Origin of the sequence: Vibrio sp. 1562 (assembly GCF_033340155.1) — a bacterium.
GTDB lineage: Bacteria > Pseudomonadota > Gammaproteobacteria > Enterobacterales > Vibrionaceae > Vibrio > Vibrio alginolyticus.
The window spans coordinates 10,967-29,921 of sequence record NZ_JAWOVY010000028.1 but is presented as its reverse complement, the minus strand read 5'-3'; the positions used below and the strand labels follow the sequence as shown (position 1 = coordinate 29,921).

Annotated in this window: 16 protein-coding genes; 11 read left to right on the top strand and 5 right to left on the bottom strand. The window is 43.1% G+C overall.

Annotation, left to right across the window (positions count from 1 at the left end; genetic code table 11):
• Positions 1 to 188 precede the first annotated feature (188 nt).
• Positions 189 to 1,541: a hypothetical protein gene (locus tag R7Z49_RS20725; protein ID WP_005377421.1), complete on the top strand. Its 1,353-nt coding sequence runs from the start codon at positions 189 to 191 to the stop codon at positions 1,539 to 1,541.
• Between the two features lie 54 nt (positions 1,542 to 1,595).
• Here the strand turns inward: R7Z49_RS20725 and R7Z49_RS20720 are convergent, their stop codons facing one another.
• Positions 1,596 to 2,072: a DUF4442 domain-containing protein gene (locus R7Z49_RS20720; RefSeq protein WP_318111976.1), complete on the bottom strand. Its 477-nt coding sequence runs from the start codon at positions 2,070 to 2,072 to the stop codon at positions 1,596 to 1,598.
• Positions 2,073 to 2,444: 372 nt separating this feature from the next.
• Between R7Z49_RS20720 and R7Z49_RS20715 the strand changes: the two genes are divergently transcribed.
• A complete protein-coding gene (locus R7Z49_RS20715; RefSeq protein WP_005377417.1) occupies positions 2,445 to 3,503 on the top strand; it encodes a 3-deoxy-7-phosphoheptulonate synthase in 1,059 nt (352 codons plus the stop codon).
• Between the two features lie 21 nt (positions 3,504 to 3,524).
• Entirely contained in the window at positions 3,525 to 4,007 is a 483-nt protein-coding gene (locus R7Z49_RS20710) for a YajQ family cyclic di-GMP-binding protein (protein WP_005377415.1), read from the top strand.
• Positions 4,008 to 4,109: 102 nt separating this feature from the next.
• Here R7Z49_RS20710 and R7Z49_RS20705 read toward each other — a convergent pair whose 3' ends face one another.
• Positions 4,110 to 5,030, bottom strand: coding sequence for a bifunctional precorrin-2 dehydrogenase/sirohydrochlorin ferrochelatase (locus R7Z49_RS20705; RefSeq protein ID WP_213914984.1), 921 nt, complete (start codon positions 5,028 to 5,030; stop codon positions 4,110 to 4,112).
• A gap of 460 nt (positions 5,031 to 5,490) precedes the next feature.
• Here R7Z49_RS20705 and R7Z49_RS20700 point away from each other — a divergent pair, with 460 nt between their 5' ends.
• The 5 genes from R7Z49_RS20700 (at position 5,491) to R7Z49_RS20680 (ending at position 10,732) form a co-directional block, all read left to right on the top strand.
• Positions 5,491 to 6,519, top strand: a complete 1,029-nt coding sequence (locus R7Z49_RS20700) for an amino acid ABC transporter substrate-binding protein (protein ID WP_025766608.1) — start codon at positions 5,491 to 5,493, stop codon at positions 6,517 to 6,519.
• 218 nt (positions 6,520 to 6,737) lie between these two features.
• Positions 6,738 to 7,943, top strand: coding sequence for an amino acid ABC transporter permease (locus tag R7Z49_RS20695; protein WP_005377402.1), 1,206 nt, complete (start codon positions 6,738 to 6,740; stop codon positions 7,941 to 7,943).
• 1 nt (position 7,944) lies between these two features.
• A complete protein-coding gene (locus R7Z49_RS20690; protein WP_005389988.1) occupies positions 7,945 to 9,042 on the top strand; it encodes an amino acid ABC transporter permease in 1,098 nt (365 codons plus the stop codon).
• 23 nt (positions 9,043 to 9,065) lie between these two features.
• Positions 9,066 to 9,815 (top strand): amino acid ABC transporter ATP-binding protein, encoded by a 750-nt coding sequence (locus tag R7Z49_RS20685; RefSeq protein WP_017634609.1) that lies wholly within the window; start codon positions 9,066 to 9,068, stop codon positions 9,813 to 9,815.
• Positions 9,816 to 10,063: 248 nt separating this feature from the next.
• The gene (locus tag R7Z49_RS20680) at positions 10,064 to 10,732 is read left to right on the top strand and encodes a Bax inhibitor-1/YccA family protein (protein ID WP_017634610.1); all 669 of its coding nucleotides are present in this window, start codon (positions 10,064 to 10,066) and stop codon (positions 10,730 to 10,732) included.
• Between the two features lie 76 nt (positions 10,733 to 10,808).
• On the opposite strand, the gene R7Z49_RS20675 is transcribed toward R7Z49_RS20680, so the two are convergent.
• Entirely contained in the window at positions 10,809 to 11,183 is a 375-nt protein-coding gene (locus R7Z49_RS20675; protein WP_005377398.1) for a chromosome partitioning protein ParB, read from the bottom strand.
• Between the two features lie 908 nt (positions 11,184 to 12,091).
• On the opposite strand from R7Z49_RS20675, the gene R7Z49_RS20670 reads away from it, so the two are divergent.
• Positions 12,092 to 12,421, top strand: coding sequence for a TusE/DsrC/DsvC family sulfur relay protein (locus tag R7Z49_RS20670; RefSeq protein ID WP_005377396.1), 330 nt, complete (start codon positions 12,092 to 12,094; stop codon positions 12,419 to 12,421).
• A gap of 2 nt (positions 12,422 to 12,423) precedes the next feature.
• Here R7Z49_RS20670 and yccX read toward each other — a convergent pair whose 3' ends face one another.
• Positions 12,424 to 12,696, bottom strand: a complete 273-nt coding sequence (gene yccX / locus R7Z49_RS20665) for an acylphosphatase (protein ID WP_017634611.1) — start codon at positions 12,694 to 12,696, stop codon at positions 12,424 to 12,426.
• Between the two features lie 90 nt (positions 12,697 to 12,786).
• Between yccX and R7Z49_RS20660 the strand changes: the two genes are divergently transcribed.
• Together R7Z49_RS20660 and R7Z49_RS20655 are read left to right on the top strand one after the other, a co-directional pair.
• Positions 12,787 to 14,190: a methyl-accepting chemotaxis protein gene (locus R7Z49_RS20660; RefSeq protein ID WP_053304484.1), complete on the top strand. Its 1,404-nt coding sequence runs from the start codon at positions 12,787 to 12,789 to the stop codon at positions 14,188 to 14,190.
• 161 nt (positions 14,191 to 14,351) lie between these two features.
• Positions 14,352 to 15,545: a class I SAM-dependent methyltransferase gene (locus tag R7Z49_RS20655; protein ID WP_318111975.1), complete on the top strand. Its 1,194-nt coding sequence runs from the start codon at positions 14,352 to 14,354 to the stop codon at positions 15,543 to 15,545.
• Positions 15,546 to 15,598: 53 nt separating this feature from the next.
• Here R7Z49_RS20655 and R7Z49_RS20650 read toward each other — a convergent pair.
• Positions 15,599 to 18,955, bottom strand: a 3,357-nt coding sequence (locus R7Z49_RS20650) for a VWA domain-containing protein (RefSeq protein WP_318111974.1), incomplete at its 5' end; no start/stop codon positions are given.

The following is an 18,955-nucleotide window of genomic DNA, read 5'->3' as shown; positions in this document are numbered from 1 at the left end:
TTTGTCTCTTTTTAAATTTACGTGGAATTATACCTAAACTAACAAGAAAATCAGAGAGAAAAGCATAGTGCTCTGTTATGCTGTTGTCGTTCAGCTATATGCCCCAGTCACTCTTTTAGCACTCTTATACTTACCTGCTCAACGGAACGCATAAGTTAAGAATGCTTTAGCAAAGTCAGGAGCTTTCTTTGGTCACCGTCGATAAACAAGACTCAATAACATTAAAAATCAGTCATGCACTCGCAAAGAGCAAAAGTGTCGACCTAGATATTTACTTTTTTATACCTGGTGAGCTTGGTTTAAACGCCGATATCATCAGTGAATCCGAATTTTATTACACCTCAATCACACAGCAACGATCTTATTACAGTACTGAAATCCTTCTTCCGCTAGTACACAGTCGACTTGCCAAACGTGGACGCCTGTCGAATCAGCAATACCGAGTAAGTTTGAGTTTGTTCGCTTACCAATACGTTATCGCGCTAGACAAAGCGGTAGCAAGTTTAAACAAGCATGAGAACAACTCCGTAACGGAAGATGAAGTGGACGAAGTTATCGAGCTCACGCTTGAGATCTTAAAGCGCTTGCGGCGTTCTATTCCTTACGAAGAGAACTTAAAACGCTACTACGTTAACATCGATAACTATCTGTCTTGGTATACCGAGCAAAAGTTCCTGTCACTGGTGGCCCACCTACCACGTGAAGGCGACTATGGCACGATCAAGAAGCGCCTGATCACGCTATGTGAGAAAGAGCAAGCCCATCGTAAACTCAACAAATACAACTCATCAAGAGTCGTTGAAGACGTTACTCGCTTATCTAACAAAATGCGCTTGCTAAGGCGATTGATTGAACACCCTATCGTGCTTCGTGAAGAAACCATATCGATGGGTAACAACATCAAGCGTGCAATCAAAGGCATTGCAACCGGTTTAGTTATGGTTGTCGTGACCTCTACCGTGATTCTCGCTCGCGATTATCTGGGGGAAATTTCTGCCTCATTCATTATCGCGATGTCTTTTATTTACGCTTTACGAGAAATCTTTAAAGATGATTTACGCGATGCTATGTGGCGATGGATCCGTAAAGGCAAACCAAAATGGCGTAAGAAGTATGTTGATCCAACGACGAAAAAAGTGGTTGGCAAAAAATTGGAGTGGCTCGATTATCGTACCTTAAGTAGCTTGCCGGATAAGATTCAAAGAATACGTAAAAAACGCGTCGTTCAACGTGAAGAGCAGATTCTTCATTATCACGAGAAAACCGAAATGGCGACCTCTCTTTTCTTGAGTGGTTACGAACAAACGAGAGAAACATTGAACATCAGTTTACGCCCTATCATCCGCTTGATGGATAAAAGCTCAAACCGAGTTTACCGTTTAAATGAAGGTCAAGTAACCAAAGAGTCAGTAGAGAAACGTCATTTGCTCAATGTGATTGTCAAAGAGGACAACCACACCGATGAGCCTGTTTATTACCGCTGGAAAGTGGTCTTAAATCGCTCCAAAATCGTCTCTATCGAGAAGATTGAACTCAATTAAGCCAACGCCTTTAAACAAACGAGCCACAAACCACTAGGCAGCCTCTTTTCTTTGTTAGGCTGCTTTTTTTATCGAAAGAGTAAGCGAAAATTCAGCCATTGGCTCGTCACCATGTAAGTTAGGACACAGCGCGACAATTTTTACGTCACGATTTACTCGTTCACCCGTTGCCAAGGTGTGCTCGAGCATCTCATCAATGACATGACCATCGTTACAAACAAAGTGCACATCGGCTTCCGGGCGCTTTAAAAACTCGGCTTTCACACCTTTAAATGCTAGCGAGATCGCTTCTCCCTTTTCTTGCGCTTTACTCATAGCAAGAAAACCACCAGCAACATCAGCGCCAACGGCTAAAGCGCCGAAATACATGCTATTCAGGTGGTTCTTCGTTCTTCTGCGCAATGGGATACGAACCTCAACATGCTTGCTATCTATCGCAATGATTTTAGGGTGGCAAAGCCAAATCAGCGGCACTTTCGAAAAGCCAAACAGATTTAGATACAAATTCGCACGACGTAGAGCTGATAACATTTTGGTCTCCTTACCAATCTAGTCAGACCAGTTAATCAACGAAAGAAATAGATGTCAAAGAAATGTTAACAAAAGCTCGATCTCACGAGTTATTTAACCTTCAGGAAGTGACGGCGTCACCCGTGAGGTATGAAGTTTATCGCAGTTACTTAGATTACCTTACAGCGAGATAGATAAAATGGTTATAAATTCAAATGTATATATATTGATTTAATGATCAAGTTTTGTCATTTATACATAAGTCATTTAAATGAATACCTACACCTTTGTATACAATTCGGTATTTCCTGGCGAAGATTCCCGTGAAACGGTTTATTCCTGCCTGTAATTCCGTTATCTTTACCCCTTCGCAATAGAGAATAAAGCTATAACATGCCTATAAAAACAGATGAATTGAGAACCCAACCTTTGGGTCCAATGCCTACCCCAGCAGAGCTAGGTAGTGTACATCCTATTACGGATGACGTTGCAGACCGTATCGCTCAATCTCGTCGTCAGATTGAAAACATTTTATCGGGTGAAGACAATCGCCTTCTTGCGATTGTAGGTCCGTGTTCTGTTCACGACACTGAAGCTGCCATTGATTACGCCACTCGCCTGAGTGAAATCCAAGACAAGTACAAAGACGAACTGTTTATCGTGATGCGTACTTACTTTGAAAAGCCTCGTACAGTAGTTGGTTGGAAAGGTTTGATTACGGACCCTAACCTAGATGGTTCTTACGCACTTGAAGCTGGTCTTCATAAAGCTCGTAAACTACTACTGGATATCAACAAGCTTGGTCTTGCGACTGCTACTGAGTTTCTTGATATGATCACTGGCCAATACATCGCGGATTTGATCACTTGGGGCGCGATTGGTGCTCGCACAACGGAATCACAAATTCACCGTGAAATGGCGTCGGCACTATCTTGCCCAGTTGGTTTCAAAAATGGCACAAATGGCAACGTAAAAATTGCAATTGATGCAATTCGCGCATCGAAAGCATCGCATTACTTCTACTCGCCAGATAAGAACGGTCGAATGACGGTTTACCGCACAAGTGGCAACCCTTACGGTCATATTATTCTGCGCGGTGGAGAAAAAGGCCCTAACTTTGATGAAGCATCAGTCAAACAAGCATGTGATGCTTTAGCTGAGTTTGGATTGCCACAACGTTTGGTTGTGGATTTCAGCCATGCAAACTGTCAGAAGCAACACAGAAAACAAATCGACGTAGCTCAAGACATTTGTAACCAAATTAAGTCAGGCAGCACTCGTATTGCGGGTATCATGGCAGAAAGCTTTATTCTTGAAGGCAATCAGCCAATGACTGACATCAATAACCTAACGTATGGTCAGTCTATTACAGATCCATGCCTAGGTTGGGAAGACACTGCTACAATGCTAGATATGCTGGCAAGCGCTGTTAAGTCCCGAAAGTCCCTATAACAAAATAATCAAGGAATCTTCATGCCATCGTTTGATATTGTTTCTGAAATCGATACGGTTGAACTACGTAACGCCGTTGATAATGCTAACCGTGAATTGTCTACTCGTTTCGATTTCCGCAACGTAAATGCGAGCTTTGAGCTAGTAGAAGAAAACGTAAAAATGTCTGCGGAAGGTGACTTCCAACTTAAGCAAATGCGCGACATTTTACGCGGCCACTTAGCGAAGCGTAACATTGACGCGAACGCAATGGATGCACAAGACCCAGACGTTACTGGTAAAAACTGGCACCAAACTCTGCTTTTCCGTCAAGGTATTGATACTCCAACGGCGAAAAAAGTAGTGAAACTTATCAAAGACGCAAAGTTAAAAGTACAAGCTTCTATTCAAGGCGACAAAGTACGTGTTACTGGTAAGAAACGCGACGACCTGCAAGCGACAATGGCAGCGATTCGTGAAGCAGAGATGGGTATCCCATTCCAGTTTAACAACTTCCGTGATTAATCAATCTGAGAAGTAAATAAAAACGCCAGCGCATAATCCGCTGGCGTTTTTTATTGGCTTTTGTGTAACGAACTACGTATCCACTTTTAGCATTTGGCATTGCTAGATAACCAAGTCCTGCCCTTGCAGCAATACGAATTCGCTCGTTCCTTGTGGTATGAACACGCAAATTCGAAGCTTTTCAGCTTTAGCCTTGGCCAGCATATCCGAAAGCTCAGCAGCGCTCGAGAAAGCTTCTCTTTCTGCATCTCTGCGTATTAGTTCTAACACATTCGCTTCACATCGAGTTGAGTACAGAGCCAGCTCCGCTTGTTGCATATAGCGTACGGCTTTTATTGGCAACATCTCAACATCTTTCCCAACATGTATCCAAGTACAACTTCCCTTTTCATCTAAAGGTGTTGCCATGGTCGCTTGGTAAATTGCTTCTAACTCACGATTATCTCGCGCGTTTTCCACCTCGGGATTCGAGAAGAATTGCTCCCAAAACTTGCGGCGTAAATCGACACTAGGCAGCGCCTCTTTAATTGAGTTTCGCTTTGAGTTAGCAAAATCCGCCATCAACCCCATGTTTTGTGGCAGTATCGATTCAAGTTTTTCACGGATGTTTCGAATTAAAACTGGCGAAGCTCCACCACTAGAGATAGCGATTTGGATGCGGCCACGATTAATCATAGACGGCGTGATGAAATCACAATAAGGCTTATCATCCACAACGTTAACCAAGATGCCTAGCTCTTTGGCATCTTTGTACACTTGGTGATTTAGCTCAGGATTGTCTGTCGTCGCCCACACTTGAACAAAGCTTTTAGTGACAATGTCACTCGAATAGAAACGTTGTACCCAGCGTAGTTGATGCTCAGAAGCAAGCTTAGACAGAAAATCAACCAACGTCGGAGAAACGATAGTTACATCCGCCCCAGCCTTTAGCAACGCTTCCACCTTTCGGCTTGCCACCTCACCGCCACCCACGACGAGAACGGGTTTATTAATTAAATCTAAGAACAGAGGAAAATATCGCATTTCAATCCATGATTACTCTAATTAGCTGTTGTAGACCATGCTACCAAAAATGGGGCAAGCTCATCACCCTGTTTCGGTATCACAAATAATTTTTGTTTGAATTTTTACTGAACTTCACCTTGCTCAGCTAATGACAGTTTTAATAACAACTTTTTATTCTTTTGTATTGTTCACTCTTCTATTGATTGTTCTGATGCACCAAATTGTCCATGAATTGCACTATTTACAAACAATTAACATTTCGTCATTCTAAATCTCAAGGCACTTTGTAAGTTCTCTCAAAACTTCATTTAAATTATATATTTGAGAATTAACAGATCCTTTCCTACGCTTATAACTGGTTGATCTATCGAATGCCGTTTCTTCGAAAATCAATCACGTAGGACGATAACTCTAACGAATTGGACACGTTATTTCAGGTCACTCCTGATTAAACATGGATCATACAGGAAGGATACAAATGGCAAATAAACTCACAGTTCTTGCTTCCGTCGTAGCGGCTTCTACTGCGATGATGGCAACATCAGCTCAAGCAGCAGACACTACTCTGGACAAAGTCACAAAACAAGGCTTTCTTACTTGTGGCGTAAGTACCGGTCTACCTGGTTTCTCTAACCCTAACTCAAAAGGCGAATGGGAAGGTATCGACGTAGAATATTGCCAAGCACTGGCTGCAGCCGTTCTTGGGGATAAAACGAAAGTTAAATATGTACCCCTAACCGCAAAAGAACGTTTCACTGCGCTTCAATCTGGTGAGATTGATGTGCTTTCCCGTAACACGACCTGGACTCTCCACCGTGACACAGCTCTGGGCCTAAACTTCGTAGGTGTGAACTACTACGACGGTCAAGGTTTTATGGTGAAGAAGGAACTTGGTATATCAAGTGCTAAAGAGCTTGATGGTGCGTCGGTATGTGTTCAATCAGGTACAACAACCGAGCTAAACCTTGCAGATTATTTCCGCAACCAAGGCATGGCGTACAAACCAGTGGTATTCGACACAGCGGCGCAAACTTCGAAAGGTTTTGATGCGGGACGCTGTGACGTATTAACAACTGACCAATCTGGCCTTTATGCACTACGTTTGAATTTGAAAGATCCGTCCTCTGCGACCGTTCTTCCAGAAATCATCTCTAAAGAGCCACTAGGTCCAGTCGTTCGTCAAGGCGATGATCAATGGTTTAACATCGCTAAGTGGACATTGTCTGCGATGATTAACGCTGAAGAATACGGTATTAGTTCGAAGAATGCGGATGAAATGCTGAAGTCAACAGATCCAAACATCAAACGTATCCTCGGTGTTGATGGCCCTAAAGGCAAAGGGTTGGGTATCCGTGACGATTGGGGCTACCAGGTTATCAAACAAGTTGGTAACTATGGTGAAAGCTTCGAACGTACAGTCGGTACTGGTTCGCCATTAGAAATCTCTCGTGGCGTTAATGCGCTATGGAATGCAGGCGGCTTTATGTACGCGCCACCAATCCGATAGAAAGAGTTAATCAGGGCGGTTCATGCCGCCCTTTTTCTTGATTATATCTCACTGTATGAGTAAGGATCGCTCATTGGATGGCGAAAAGCGCTCGCTTTGTGGAACGGCTTTAAAGGTTCGTAAGCCGCTAGACATGAGAGCGTTATTCTTTAGCCAGCAAGGACGAAACTTCGTTATACAGGCCGATATCTATAACTAAGGTTTGAGGTTATCGCTGTATGAAACCGACACAAGATGCATCGCCAAGTACGATGTCCAAACCAAGCGGAAGCAAGAGCCTGATTTATAATCCTGCCTTTCGTTCTGCTATTTTCCAGATCATTGCTATTGCTGCACTGGTATTTTTCTTTTACACGATTGTAAACAACGCTCTCAATAACTTAGATGCTCGTGGTATTGCAACGGGCTTCGGTTTTCTGAATCAAGAAGCCGGGTTTGGTATTGGGTTAACATTAATTGAATACGATGAAACGTACTCTTACGGTAGAACATTTATCATCGGCCTTCTTAATACGGCGTTAGTCTCTGTATTAGGTATTATTCTGGCTACTGTGATTGGCTTTACCATGGGGGTTGCCCGCCTTTCTTCTAACTGGTTAGTTAGTCGTTTAGCGGCAGTTTATATCGAAACTTTCCGAAATATCCCCCTTCTTCTGCAAATATTCTTCTGGTATTTCGCTGTTCTTCAAGCATTACCCTCACCACGCCAAAGCTTAAGTCTTGGTGAAGCTATTTTCCTGAACGTTCGTGGCTTATATTTCCCTGCACCGACTATGGAACCTGGCAGTAGCTACGTTATTGCCGCGTTAATCTTCGGGGTAATCGCAAGCTTATTAATTAATGTATGGGCGAATAATAAGCAACGTCTCACTGGGCAACAAACCCCAATGGGAAGAATAGTTTTGGGTTTAGTTGTTGGCCTTCCATTGGTTGTGTACTTCCTTGCTGGTATGCCAATTTCACTGAATTATCCTGAACTAAAAGGGTTTAACTTCCGAGGTGGTATTAGCATTATTCCTGAATTGGCTGCGCTACTTTTGGCATTGAGTGTTTATACAGCTTCTTTCATTGCTGAGATTGTGCGCTCTGGTATTAATGCGGTTAGCCATGGTCAAACCGAAGCAGCGATGTCGCTAGGCTTACCACGCTCGAAAACTTTAAAGCTTGTTGTCATTCCTCAAGCGTTACGAATTATTATTCCACCTTTAACCAGTCAATATCTCAACCTCACCAAAAACTCATCGTTAGCGATGGCGATTGGTTACCCAGATCTTGTCTCTGTGTTTGCTGGTACTACCCTGAACCAAACGGGACAAGCGATTGAGATCATTGCGATGACGATGGGCGTGTACTTGACATTAAGTCTGATTACGTCTGCATTAATGAACTTGTATAACCGTAAAGTCGCGCTGGTGGAGAGATAATATGAGTACTCATCAATTTCAACCGGATCTCCCGCCACCCGCCAATACTGTAGGCTTCGTTGGTTGGATGCGGAAAAATCTATTTAATGGCCCTATCAATTCCATTGTTACTGTCATTCTTGCGTATATTGTCGTAACTGCAATATGGTATATCGTGGATTGGGCGTTTATTAACGCAGACTGGATTGGCTCAACGCGTGACGACTGTAGCCGAGATGGTGCTTGCTGGGTATTTATCAGCGTGCGCTGGGAGCAGTTCATGTATGGTTTTTATCCAGAGTCCGAACTATGGCGCCCTCGCCTGTTCTATATCACATTAGCCATATTTACTGTTTTACTCGCGTATGAGAAGACACCGAAACGGATGTGGATTTGGCTTTTCTTCGTAAACATCTACCCATTCATCATCGCTGGACTTTTATACGGTGGTGTCTTTGGACTAGAAGTGGTAGATACACACAAGTGGGGTGGACTACTCGTTACGCTCATTATTGCGCTAGTTGGTATCGTAGTTTCATTGCCAATTGGTGTGGTGCTTGCGCTTGGTAGACGTTCAGAGATGCCGATCATTCGCAGCATTTGTACCGTCTACATTGAAGTTTGGCGTGGCGTTCCTCTGATTACGGTTTTGTTCATGGCTTCGGTTATGCTTCCATTGTTTATGTCTGAAGGCTCAGAGACAGATAAACTGATTCGCGCCCTTATAGGTGTGGTTATGTTTGCCTCCGCTTACATGGCAGAAGTGGTACGCGGTGGTCTACAAGCCATTCCGAAAGGTCAATATGAAGCCGCTGATGCGCTTGGGTTAAGTTACTGGAAAAAGACTGGGCTGATTATCTTGCCACAGGCGCTAAAGATTACTATTCCTTCTATCGTGAACACCTTCATCGGTTTGTTTAAAGACACCAGTTTGGTACTCATCATTGGCATGTTTGACGTACTCGGTATAGGACAAGCAGCAAATACCGACCCTGAATGGTTAGGTTTTGCTACAGAAAGTTATGTATTTGTCGCGTTAGTGTTTTGGGTATTTTGTTTTGGCATGTCGCGCTATTCGATATGGCTTGAAAACAAACTTCATACCGGTCACAAACGATAACTCATCAAGATCAAGGACGTATTATGACGCAACAACAAGACTACATGATCCAATTGAAGGACATGAATAAATGGTATGGTGAGTTTCACGTACTAAAAAATATTAACCTCGACGTTAAGCGCGGCGAGAAAATCGTTATCTGTGGTCCATCAGGGTCGGGAAAATCAACGATGATTCGCTGTATTAACCGTCTTGAAGAGCACCAAACAGGCAGCATTTACGTCTCTGGTACGGAATTAACTGAAGACTTAAAGAACATTGAAGCAGTACGCCGAGAAGTGGGCATGTGCTTTCAACACTTTAATCTCTTCCCTCATTTAACCGTACTGGAAAACTGTACGCTCGCGCCTATCTGGGTGAAGAAGATGCCAAAAGATGAGGCAGAAGCAGTTGCGATGAAATATCTGGAACGTGTAAAAATTCCAGACCAAGCGGAGAAGTATCCCGGTCAGTTGTCTGGTGGTCAGCAACAACGCGTGGCGATTGCTCGCTCTTTGTGTATGAACCCTAAAGTCATGCTTTTTGATGAGCCAACATCTGCACTCGACCCGGAAATGGTTCGCGAAGTACTGGATGTAATGGTCGAACTCGCCGAGGAAGGCATGACTATGCTTTGTGTGACACATGAAATGGGCTTTGCTAAAGAGGTTGCCGATCGCGTGATATTCATGGACGCAGGAGAGATCATCGAAGAAAACAACCCGGTCGATTTCTTTGAGAATCCTCAATCGGATAGGACCCAAAACTTCCTAGCGCAAATCTTACACCACTAAGATTTAGCCGAATCGACATAAAAAAGCACTGGTTTCTATGAAGCCAGTGCTTTTGTTACTAAATTCAAAAATCTGTGTGAGAATCAACATAGCTATGCTAGGCAGTAATATTGTGTTACAAGTTGCCAAATACATAACATCTTATTTCCATTATCATTTTATCTAGGATATGCATGAAAAGGGCTTGATTTTTTGAACTTTCAGCCCCATAAATGTACCAATAGTAAACTCCCTTATTGAGGATAATTATGAACAGTCCAATGTTTACTCGTTCAACAAGTGTTCCTAATACACTAGAAACTAACAAAGTACTGAAAAACACTTACTTCCTACTGTCGATGACACTGATGACCAGTGCTATCGCAGCAGTCGCGACTATGGCAATGCAAATTTCACCAATCATGGCAATTGTGATGCAGGTTGCAGCGATTGGTATTTTGTTCTTTGTTATGCCAAAGGCAATCAACTCATCATCTGGTATCGTTTGGACATTCGTTTTCACGACTCTAATGGGTGGTGCTTTAGGTCCAATGCTTAACTACTACGCATCAATTCCAAACGGTCCTACTATCATTGCTCAAGCTCTAGGTTTGACTGGTATGGTGTTCCTTGGCCTATCGGCTTACACCATTTCAAGCAAGAAAGATTTCTCTTTCATGCGCAACTTCCTGATGGCAGGTTTGATCATTGTGATCGTTGCAGCGCTGATTAACATCTTCGTTGGTTCAACAATGGCTCACCTAGTAATCAGCAGTGTTTCTGCACTCGTGTTCTCTGGTTTCATCCTATTCGATACAAGTCGTATCGTTCGTGGTGAAGAGACAAACTACATCAGTGCAACAATTTCGATGTACCTAAACATCCTTAACTTGTTCACTAGTCTGCTAAGCATTCTAGGCATCATGAACGACGATTAATCGTTTCTCGTTAAGTAGAATAAAAAAGCCCGAAGGTAATTCCTTCGGGCTTTTTCTTTGTGTGCAATTCAGTGTATTACGCCTGCTCTACTGACAACTCTATAACTTCGTCAGCTTCTGGATTTTCTCTAAAGCGTCTCACTTTGATCGTTTCCTCTCCTAACATGATTTGCTTGGCGATTCGGTGCATACCGTCAAAAACACGATAGTCACTGGTTAAGATTACCGGATACGACAAATCAGCATTGTTGATTCGTTGGCAATGTTTTGCAATTTCACGGCAGGTTGGCTGTGGCCCTTCATGACTAAACCAAGTCACTTCATTTGGGCCTTTGATATCATCAATCGAAATTTCTTCTACAGGTAAGGATTCTGCAAGTTGCCAAATACGCTCGATGGACCAAGTGGATTTTACATTGTCATTAATCTCAATGTAACGTTGTTTCGACATGACTAACTCCTTGTCATCATTGTTGTTTCTAACCTGAATACAGGCTTTCATTAATCCAATGAGAATATCGGTCTATGAAAACAAACACAACGTTTAAGCTATTAATTCTCAAACAATCGCTATATCGCTTGTATGAGCGCTTTATAATCACCTCTCTCAGTTTGTAAACTGATTTCAAGGTATAACTTGTCTTAATTCAAACCGCGACTTCGCAATCGCTCATCGACTGATGACAAGAAGCAAAATACTCCAAACGCAACCCACCAATAACCGAACATCTTGAGCGCGGGCAACCAGACTACTGATTTACCAGCTACGCTAAAAAATATGTAGGCCGACATCATCGGTGTCACTAACATGACTCCCCAAGTCAAAAAAAGTAACGGCCCATAGATGTACTGCAACCAAGCATACTTCGGTTTTATAGGATTATGTTTTACAAATCCCGTCAGACATAGAAAAGAGAAAATGCTAAAGCATGCTTGCAGTACCGCCCATCCAATGGAAACGAAAAGATTCGACCACTCCATACACTCCTGAATTGCTCCGTGTTGTTGTTAAGCATGGGTGAACATAACGATTTTTTTCAATTTATTCTTTTGATTTAAAACTAGTTTATATTCGTTGTGATCGACTTATCTAAAACAATAAATATAACTGACAAATCAATCACACCAAGCGAATTGCATAACAATGCAAAACCACCGATATCAACCCCGAAAATTTTCTAACAACACGAATAAAAAAACAAACTTATGCTTAAAATATAATTTAAGAGTATTCAGTTATAGGCCACTACTTTGTACGCTTTTGATTCGCTCGATACGACTTCGAGATTCTTTTGTTGAGAACATTCTCGGCTGTCGCTAATCTATAAACATCCATGTTTACTTAACGGATAAAACGTTATGTTCGTTTACAACGGCAAAGAAATTGAAACGGATGCTCAAGGCTACTTATTGGATCATACTCAATGGGAAGAAGGTATGATTGAGCTTTTAGCAAAAGAAGAAGACATCGAGCTTACGGATGCTCATTTGGAAGTTGTGCATTTTGTGCGAGACTTTTATGAAGAGTTTAATACCTCCCCTGCAGTGCGTATGCTTGTGAAAGCGATGGAAAAAGCGCACGGCCCAGAAAAAGGTAACAGTAAGTATCTATTCAAGCTGTTTAAAAAGGGGCCAGCCAAACAAGCAACCAAATTAGCCGGCCTACCAAAGCCAGCTAAATGCTTGTAGATTCATAAAATTTTAAAACCGCGTAACGGCTTATACGACGCAGGTTCCTGCATCACATGCTCTACTGTTGCCGTTCGCGGTCCTTCTTGTAACCATTCCGAAAACGCAACTATTTGCGCGTCTGTTCCACACGCCATCACTTCAACATCACCATTGTTTAGGTTCTTCGCATAACCTGTTAACCCTAGCTTCAATCCTTGATGGGAAGTATGGTAACGAAAGCCCACGCCTTGAACATGACCTTTTACTATAAATCTCTCACACTTTACGTTCATCTTTGTACCGCTTCTTTTTACTGAGTGATATATTCTTTTCGTCTATTCACCCCACTAAGGATAGTGGGTTTTTGCACGGTTATTATAATTATGAAAGAAATTCCATTCCGCTGGATTGATAAGTATCTCATTCACTTAAAGATTCAAGAAAAGTTCTATTTGCTCTTCGTTCTCCCTCTTCTTGCTTTAGTCATTCTCACTCTCGTCCTTAATAGCGCGGCTAATACACTGATCTCAAGTATGTACCAAGAAGAGCTCATGCTTATGAAAGGTCTGATAGAGGCAGGCAACCTTTCTCAATCTCAAGTAGCAAGCCTCATAGCGGGTTCAGAAACCGTTTCTATTGGCTCAGGGCCGCAATCCGTGTCAGTTTTAAATGGTGCGTACAGCTTGGTTGCAAACCATGAACTTTCTTTATGGACTGCCCTATCAACGACTCAAGTGAGCATCATCTGTGTGAGCTTGTTTATTCTCGCTCTTGGCGTTTACTACATCATGACGTTTATTGGCGGCGCGATGTTCACGATGAACAAAGCATTAAACACTCTTGCTGGTGGCGACCTAACTGCGAGAATGAACTTCTTCCCTGTTCGCGACGAGTTTAGTGAAATTGCTATTACGATAGACAAAGTTGCAGAACGAGAGCAACAAATGGTGCTGTCGATTCAAGAGTCTGTGGCTTTAATGCAACAAATTAGCTCAGATCTGAATCAATCGATTCATCACAGTTCAGATATTTCAGCGACTCAGCAGGAACACCTCAACTCTCTTGCGAGTGCAACTGAACAGATGGCATCAACGATTCGAGAAGTCGCGACACTAGCTCACGATTCAAGCACGCAAACCGATGATGCACGTAACGTGGCTCAGTCTGGACAAGTGAAAGTTGAGAATACGCTTCACTCGATTTCGAACCTTTCTAATGAGATTCAATCTGCGTCTCAAGCCGTTGCCGAGTTAGATGCCAATGCAGCACAAATTGATGAAGTAGTGACAACAATCAATGGGATCTCCGAGCAAACCAACCTACTTGCTCTGAACGCGGCTATTGAAGCTGCACGTGCTGGAGAACAAGGTCGTGGATTTGCGGTCGTTGCGGATGAGGTTCGCGCTCTTGCGGGACGCACTCAGCAAGCGACAGTTGAAATCCAAACGATGATTGAATCATTACAGCGTAACAGCCAGTCGCTTACTAAACTGATGGAAGTGACAGTTAATAATGCAAATGAGGGACAAAACCTCATGACGGAAGTGAATCACGAAATCGGCTCTTTGGCAGATAAAAATCAAACTATCTCCGACAGTAGCATTCAAATTGCAACAGCAGCTGAAGAGCAAGGTGTAGTCGCGGACAATATCGCCTCAAGCGTTGAAGAAATTCGAGTTCAAGCAGATAACGTGTGCAATATGATAAGCACGACTTCACAAAACGTTGATCAACTGCGTAAGCAAAGCGACACAATGGAAGCACTACTTACTGGACTTAAAGCATAGCAACGGAATCTGTTACAGCAAATTCAAATAAAAGGGTCACTTTAGTGACCTTTTTTGTATTTAAAAGTCACTACAATGTACTGGATTGCCGAGGGATATTGCTTTTACCATTCACATCCCGGACAATACGCCCCTTTCAAAATTCAACAAGAGCTAATGAAATGACAGCTGCTATCTATTTGGTTAAAGGTCGTGAGAAATCGGTCAAGCGCAAGCACCCTTGGATCTTCTCTCGAGGCATCAACAAAGTTGAGGGCGAACCTGCTCTTGGCGAAACGGTTGATGTATTCACTCACGACGGTAAATGGCTAGCTAAAGCGGCATATTCGCCAGCTTCACAAATTCGTGCTCGTATTTGGAGTTTTGATAAAGAAGAAATCGACACCGCGTTTTTCGTTAAACGACTTAAAGACGCACAACTTCTTCGTGAAGACATTATCGAACGTGATGGCCTTACGGGTTATCGCCTTATCGCAGCAGAGTCTGACGGCTTACCAGGCGTTACGATCGACCGTTACCAAAATTTCTTTGTGTGCCAACTTCTCAGTGCTGGCGCAGAACACAATAAGCAGGCTATTGTTGACGCTCTGGTTGAGTGCTTCCCTGATTGTAATGTGTACGAGCGCTCTGACATGGCCGTTCGTAAAAAAGAAGGTTTAAAAGAGAGCACGGGCGTCTTGCACGGCGAAGAGCCACCTAAATCAGTCGTCATCGAAGAAAATGGCGTAAAGATTAGTGTAGATATCGTTGGCGGACACAAAACAGGTTTCTACCTAGATCAACGTGATAGTCGCCAGCAAGCGATGAAATATATGAAAGGCAAAGAAGTTCTTAACTGCTTCTCTTACACAGGTGGCTTCGGACTTTACGCTCTAAAAGGTGATGCAAAGCGTGTGATTAACGCTGACGTGTCGCAACCTGCTTTAGATACCGCAAAATTCAACGCAGAGCTAAACGAGTTTGATATTTCGAAGAAGCGTGCCGTGTTCCTAAATGCAGACGTGTTTAAGCTGCTTCGTGAGTATCGTGATCAAGGAACTCAGTTCGATGTTGTGATCATGGACCCACCGAAGTTCGCAGAGAGCAAAGCACAACTAAACGGCGCATGTCGTGGTTACAAAGACATCAACATGCTAGCAATGCAAATTCTAAAACCGGGCGGCACGCTACTAACCTACTCGTGCTCTGGCTTGATGGATCAAGTTCTGTTCCAGAAAATCATCGCTGATGCAGCCGTAGATGCTAACCGCCAAGTAAAGTTTGTGGAGCGTTTTGAACAAGCCGCTGACCACCCAACCGATACCGCATATCCAGAAGGTTTCTACTTAAAAGGTTTTGCATGTAAAGTGCTTTAGGCTACGAATAAGTAAGACAAAGCAGAAGAAAAGGGCCTACTGGCCCTTTTTCATTATGGCTCTAAGTTAACCTTAGTTAGTGCGGATAACACATCTCTCTCAAAGTCCGCATTTCCCACGATTAAATCACTAAACTCTGTCGCCCCGTTTTCTATTACGATAGTTTGAATTGAGTTTCCATCGTTATGGGTTATTTCTAGAGATAAGTCATCGCCATCAATGTTCAAGTCAATACTATTGAGAAGTTCTTCTATCGTATTGTGCCCTGCATCTTCAACGACTTCACTCAGATCTAAGGTGTCCAAATCTCTCTCAAAACCTCTAATTAGATCTGTTCCTGTATCCAAGGAGTCGTTGACCCATTTAAAGACATCTGCCTCGTTATCATTACCGATCAAGATGTCATGACTTACGTCCACTTCAGCTTCAATAATATTTGCAGAGCCATTACTTGAAGCATTTACTCCTCCGTTTTCATCAATAACGAATTGCAGGGTGTTCTCACTTTGATCACCATCGTTATCCGTCAATACATAATCGAAGTCTAACGTTTCAACTGTATCACCCACCGCACCATAAAATGCATACGCACCGTCGTTTAAGTCGATTTCCAGAGTATGTTTGCTGTCGATATAGATAGTAAGCTGCATCGTTGTGTCGTCAAATGCATGCGAAATACCATCGTTATTGTCAGTTACTATTAGGTCTGTACCATCAAACGAATAAGTGACACCGTCATGTTCTATTTCGCTAATATAACCACCATCTGCACCAATACCTGTATCTGGAGAAGTGGTATACATCAAGTTCCCCCCAACAGGTTGAATCACTGACTGCAACATAACCGGAGGTAATTGAGTTACGTCAGGAACCACAACACCATCAAGGTCTTGATTCAAAAAGCCATCATATGCTACGCGATCTAATTGCTCCGGCATAAGATTAACGCCCATACCATACGCTAGGGCTGTTATCTGATTATCAGGATCGGTTAGGTGATCAATCCAACTCTGCTCGCGAGCGTCGTTTATAAATGATGACGCAGGGTTTGGCTGACCATCTGACAAGAAGTAACTAACATTCGACGCACTGGTTAACTTACCTACATCATCCCATGACTGTTTTGCTTCATTTAGCGCGTTGTTATAGTTAGTCGCGCCACCCGCAGTTAGCGTCTCAATATACGCTTTGGCCTCCTCGACCGTCAGCCACGTCGCAGCACCTATAGCGTAAGTGGATGCTGTACTGCTATAAGTAATAATTTGAACTCGCGTTTGACCGATAGACTCATATTGATTCAATAACTGAGTTGCCGAATCTTTCATTATCTGCAAGCGATTATCCGTTCGCATAGAACCCGAGACATCCATTATGAGCTGAACGTTGGCACTTTCTTTAGTTTCTGCAACTACATCGTGAATAATAGATGCAGAATCTGGTGAGTCATCTTCCACAATAACGTTGACCGTTGTGGAGTTAGTAAGACCACGAGCATTCGAGACAAGCACAGGCACCTCAATATTTAAGGTGTCTTCTCCAGATGGGTTGGAGTGATCAATCGGACCAAGAAGCTCCGTAGATACCACTCCAGTATCATTGACTGATATTTTGATAACCTCTTCACCGTTCGCTGAACCGATAAGCATTTGGTCGTTATTTGATAACGTCCACGTTACAGAGATACCGTTACTAGTAAGAGCTGTAGATGGTTCACTGAGCGTAACAGAATCAACGGTTTGACCCAGCGTCAATTGTTCTACATCAGTACTCGAGTCAGTTGTGTCATCAAAGCCGTTTAGAGCAGAGTCATCAGCAATGGCGTTGCTTAAGCCTTCCTCAGAAACGTTTAGAGTTACACCTTCTACGATTGGTGGGGCGTAAGGGTTGACAGAAAAGTACCCCGTTTTACTGTCTCCATCATTATCAGTAATCGTGTAGTTAAAATCGATATCCCCATCGCCATAAGGTGAGGTCAAAGGTAAGTATTGGAAGAACTCCCATTTTCCAGTGCTAGGTGTAAGTTGAACTTCGAATGCAAGCTCTCCATCAGCCTCTGCAATCAGTCTATTAGAGTTTTGTGGATCGACGTATATCAACACGTCTTTACCATCTAGAGTCTCTAAACCAGCCTCACCTCCATTTAAGACTATAGAACCAGGGCCATCAGCTCCATATACAGCACCGAGGTTCCCATCCGCACTAGCAATTGGCACGCCAGAGTACGCACCTGTAAAGGTTATTGATTTAACGGTAAAGTCACTGTTGTCTTCAGTATCCGGGCCATTGCCATTACTGGTCGCCTCGAGGATGATTTTATCAAAGCCTCCCTGTTGAACATTGAAATTTGCCGCGTAATCACCACTGCTTGCGTCAGAGCTGAACGATTGCTGAGCAATTAATACACCATCTCTATAAAAAGATGCGATTCCTTTCTCAAGTTCACCACCAAACATTTTCTCAAATTCTATTTCTGCTCCGTAAGCAACTTTATTGCCTAAGTCTATGATTAACTGCTCTGATACACCCTCATTACCCGCGAATCGATAATCGACTTCGTTTTCTAATTGGAAGCCGTTGTTACCAGAACTTTTAACGCCAATCCCTTCTGATGATTGATTGATTTCAGCTGTTCCCAGCATCACAGATTCGTCAGACACAAAACCGTTTGCAGTCACAACAACATCCCCAAATGTTCGACTGGTTGCGTCTGCCTCACTTCCTGCAAAATCTATGCGCCCTGTCAGAACGTTAGGTGCACCAGTAAGCGACACATCGACGGGTTGAACAACAACAGGCACGTATGGGCAATCATCTTCAACGGCCACATTTAAGCTTTGAGATGTTGTTGTTTGTCCATCACTTACAGAAATCTGTAAATCAAAGTTGATGATGTCTTCCACATCATTAACAGGATGATCAAGTGGCTCAAACAGAGTAATAGTATAGTCCCAAGAGCCTTGACCTGAAGCTGAAGGCTCGCTCAGCACAACAGTAGCAACAACGCTCAGGTGAGCAGTTTTCGCAGTCAGCGTTTGAGTACTGTTGTCCCACGTCCACGATATAGGCTCCCCTCTTGATGTTAGGTTGTTAGGGCCTGCCAATACCACTGAAACATTCGCCGTGTCTGGATCGGCAACTGTGAATGTTCCTGAGAAACTTGCGGAGTTAGTGGTGTCTGAAGGTGATCCTGTATTATCAGGGATACCATTAGCTAAACCTTCTTCCGAAACAACTGCATTCACAACATTTGAAATAGAAGGAGGAGCATCATTATCAATAATCGTTGCCGTACCGGTATCGCTGCCTTGTACTGCGCCAATGCCGGTCACCGTCACACTGAAATCTTCAGGGCCTTCGTACACCGCGTCATCAATAGAAGCAATGCGCACATCAAACTCAGTTTGCCCTGC

Coding starts and splice junctions, on each gene's coding strand:
- yccX (WP_017634611.1), bottom strand. CDS start 12,696: ATGAACGTAAAGTGTGAGAGATTTATAGTAAAAGGTCATGTTCAAGGC.
- R7Z49_RS20715 (WP_005377417.1), top strand. CDS start 2,445: ATGCCTATAAAAACAGATGAATTGAGAACCCAACCTTTGGGTCCAATG.
- R7Z49_RS20690 (WP_005389988.1), top strand. CDS start 7,945: ATGAGTACTCATCAATTTCAACCGGATCTCCCGCCACCCGCCAATACT.
- R7Z49_RS20675 (WP_005377398.1), bottom strand. CDS start 11,183: ATGTCGAAACAACGTTACATTGAGATTAATGACAATGTAAAATCCACT.
- R7Z49_RS20720 (WP_318111976.1), bottom strand. CDS start 2,072: ATGTTATCAGCTCTACGTCGTGCGAATTTGTATCTAAATCTGTTTGGC.
- R7Z49_RS20660 (WP_053304484.1), top strand. CDS start 12,787: ATGAAAGAAATTCCATTCCGCTGGATTGATAAGTATCTCATTCACTTA.
- R7Z49_RS20680 (WP_017634610.1), top strand. CDS start 10,064: ATGAACAGTCCAATGTTTACTCGTTCAACAAGTGTTCCTAATACACTA.
- R7Z49_RS20695 (WP_005377402.1), top strand. CDS start 6,738: ATGAAACCGACACAAGATGCATCGCCAAGTACGATGTCCAAACCAAGC.
- R7Z49_RS20705 (WP_213914984.1), bottom strand. CDS start 5,030: ATGCGATATTTTCCTCTGTTCTTAGATTTAATTAATAAACCCGTTCTC.
- R7Z49_RS20700 (WP_025766608.1), top strand. CDS start 5,491: ATGGCAAATAAACTCACAGTTCTTGCTTCCGTCGTAGCGGCTTCTACT.
- R7Z49_RS20670 (WP_005377396.1), top strand. CDS start 12,092: ATGTTCGTTTACAACGGCAAAGAAATTGAAACGGATGCTCAAGGCTAC.
- R7Z49_RS20685 (WP_017634609.1), top strand. CDS start 9,066: ATGACGCAACAACAAGACTACATGATCCAATTGAAGGACATGAATAAA.
- R7Z49_RS20710 (WP_005377415.1), top strand. CDS start 3,525: ATGCCATCGTTTGATATTGTTTCTGAAATCGATACGGTTGAACTACGT.
- R7Z49_RS20655 (WP_318111975.1), top strand. CDS start 14,352: ATGACAGCTGCTATCTATTTGGTTAAAGGTCGTGAGAAATCGGTCAAG.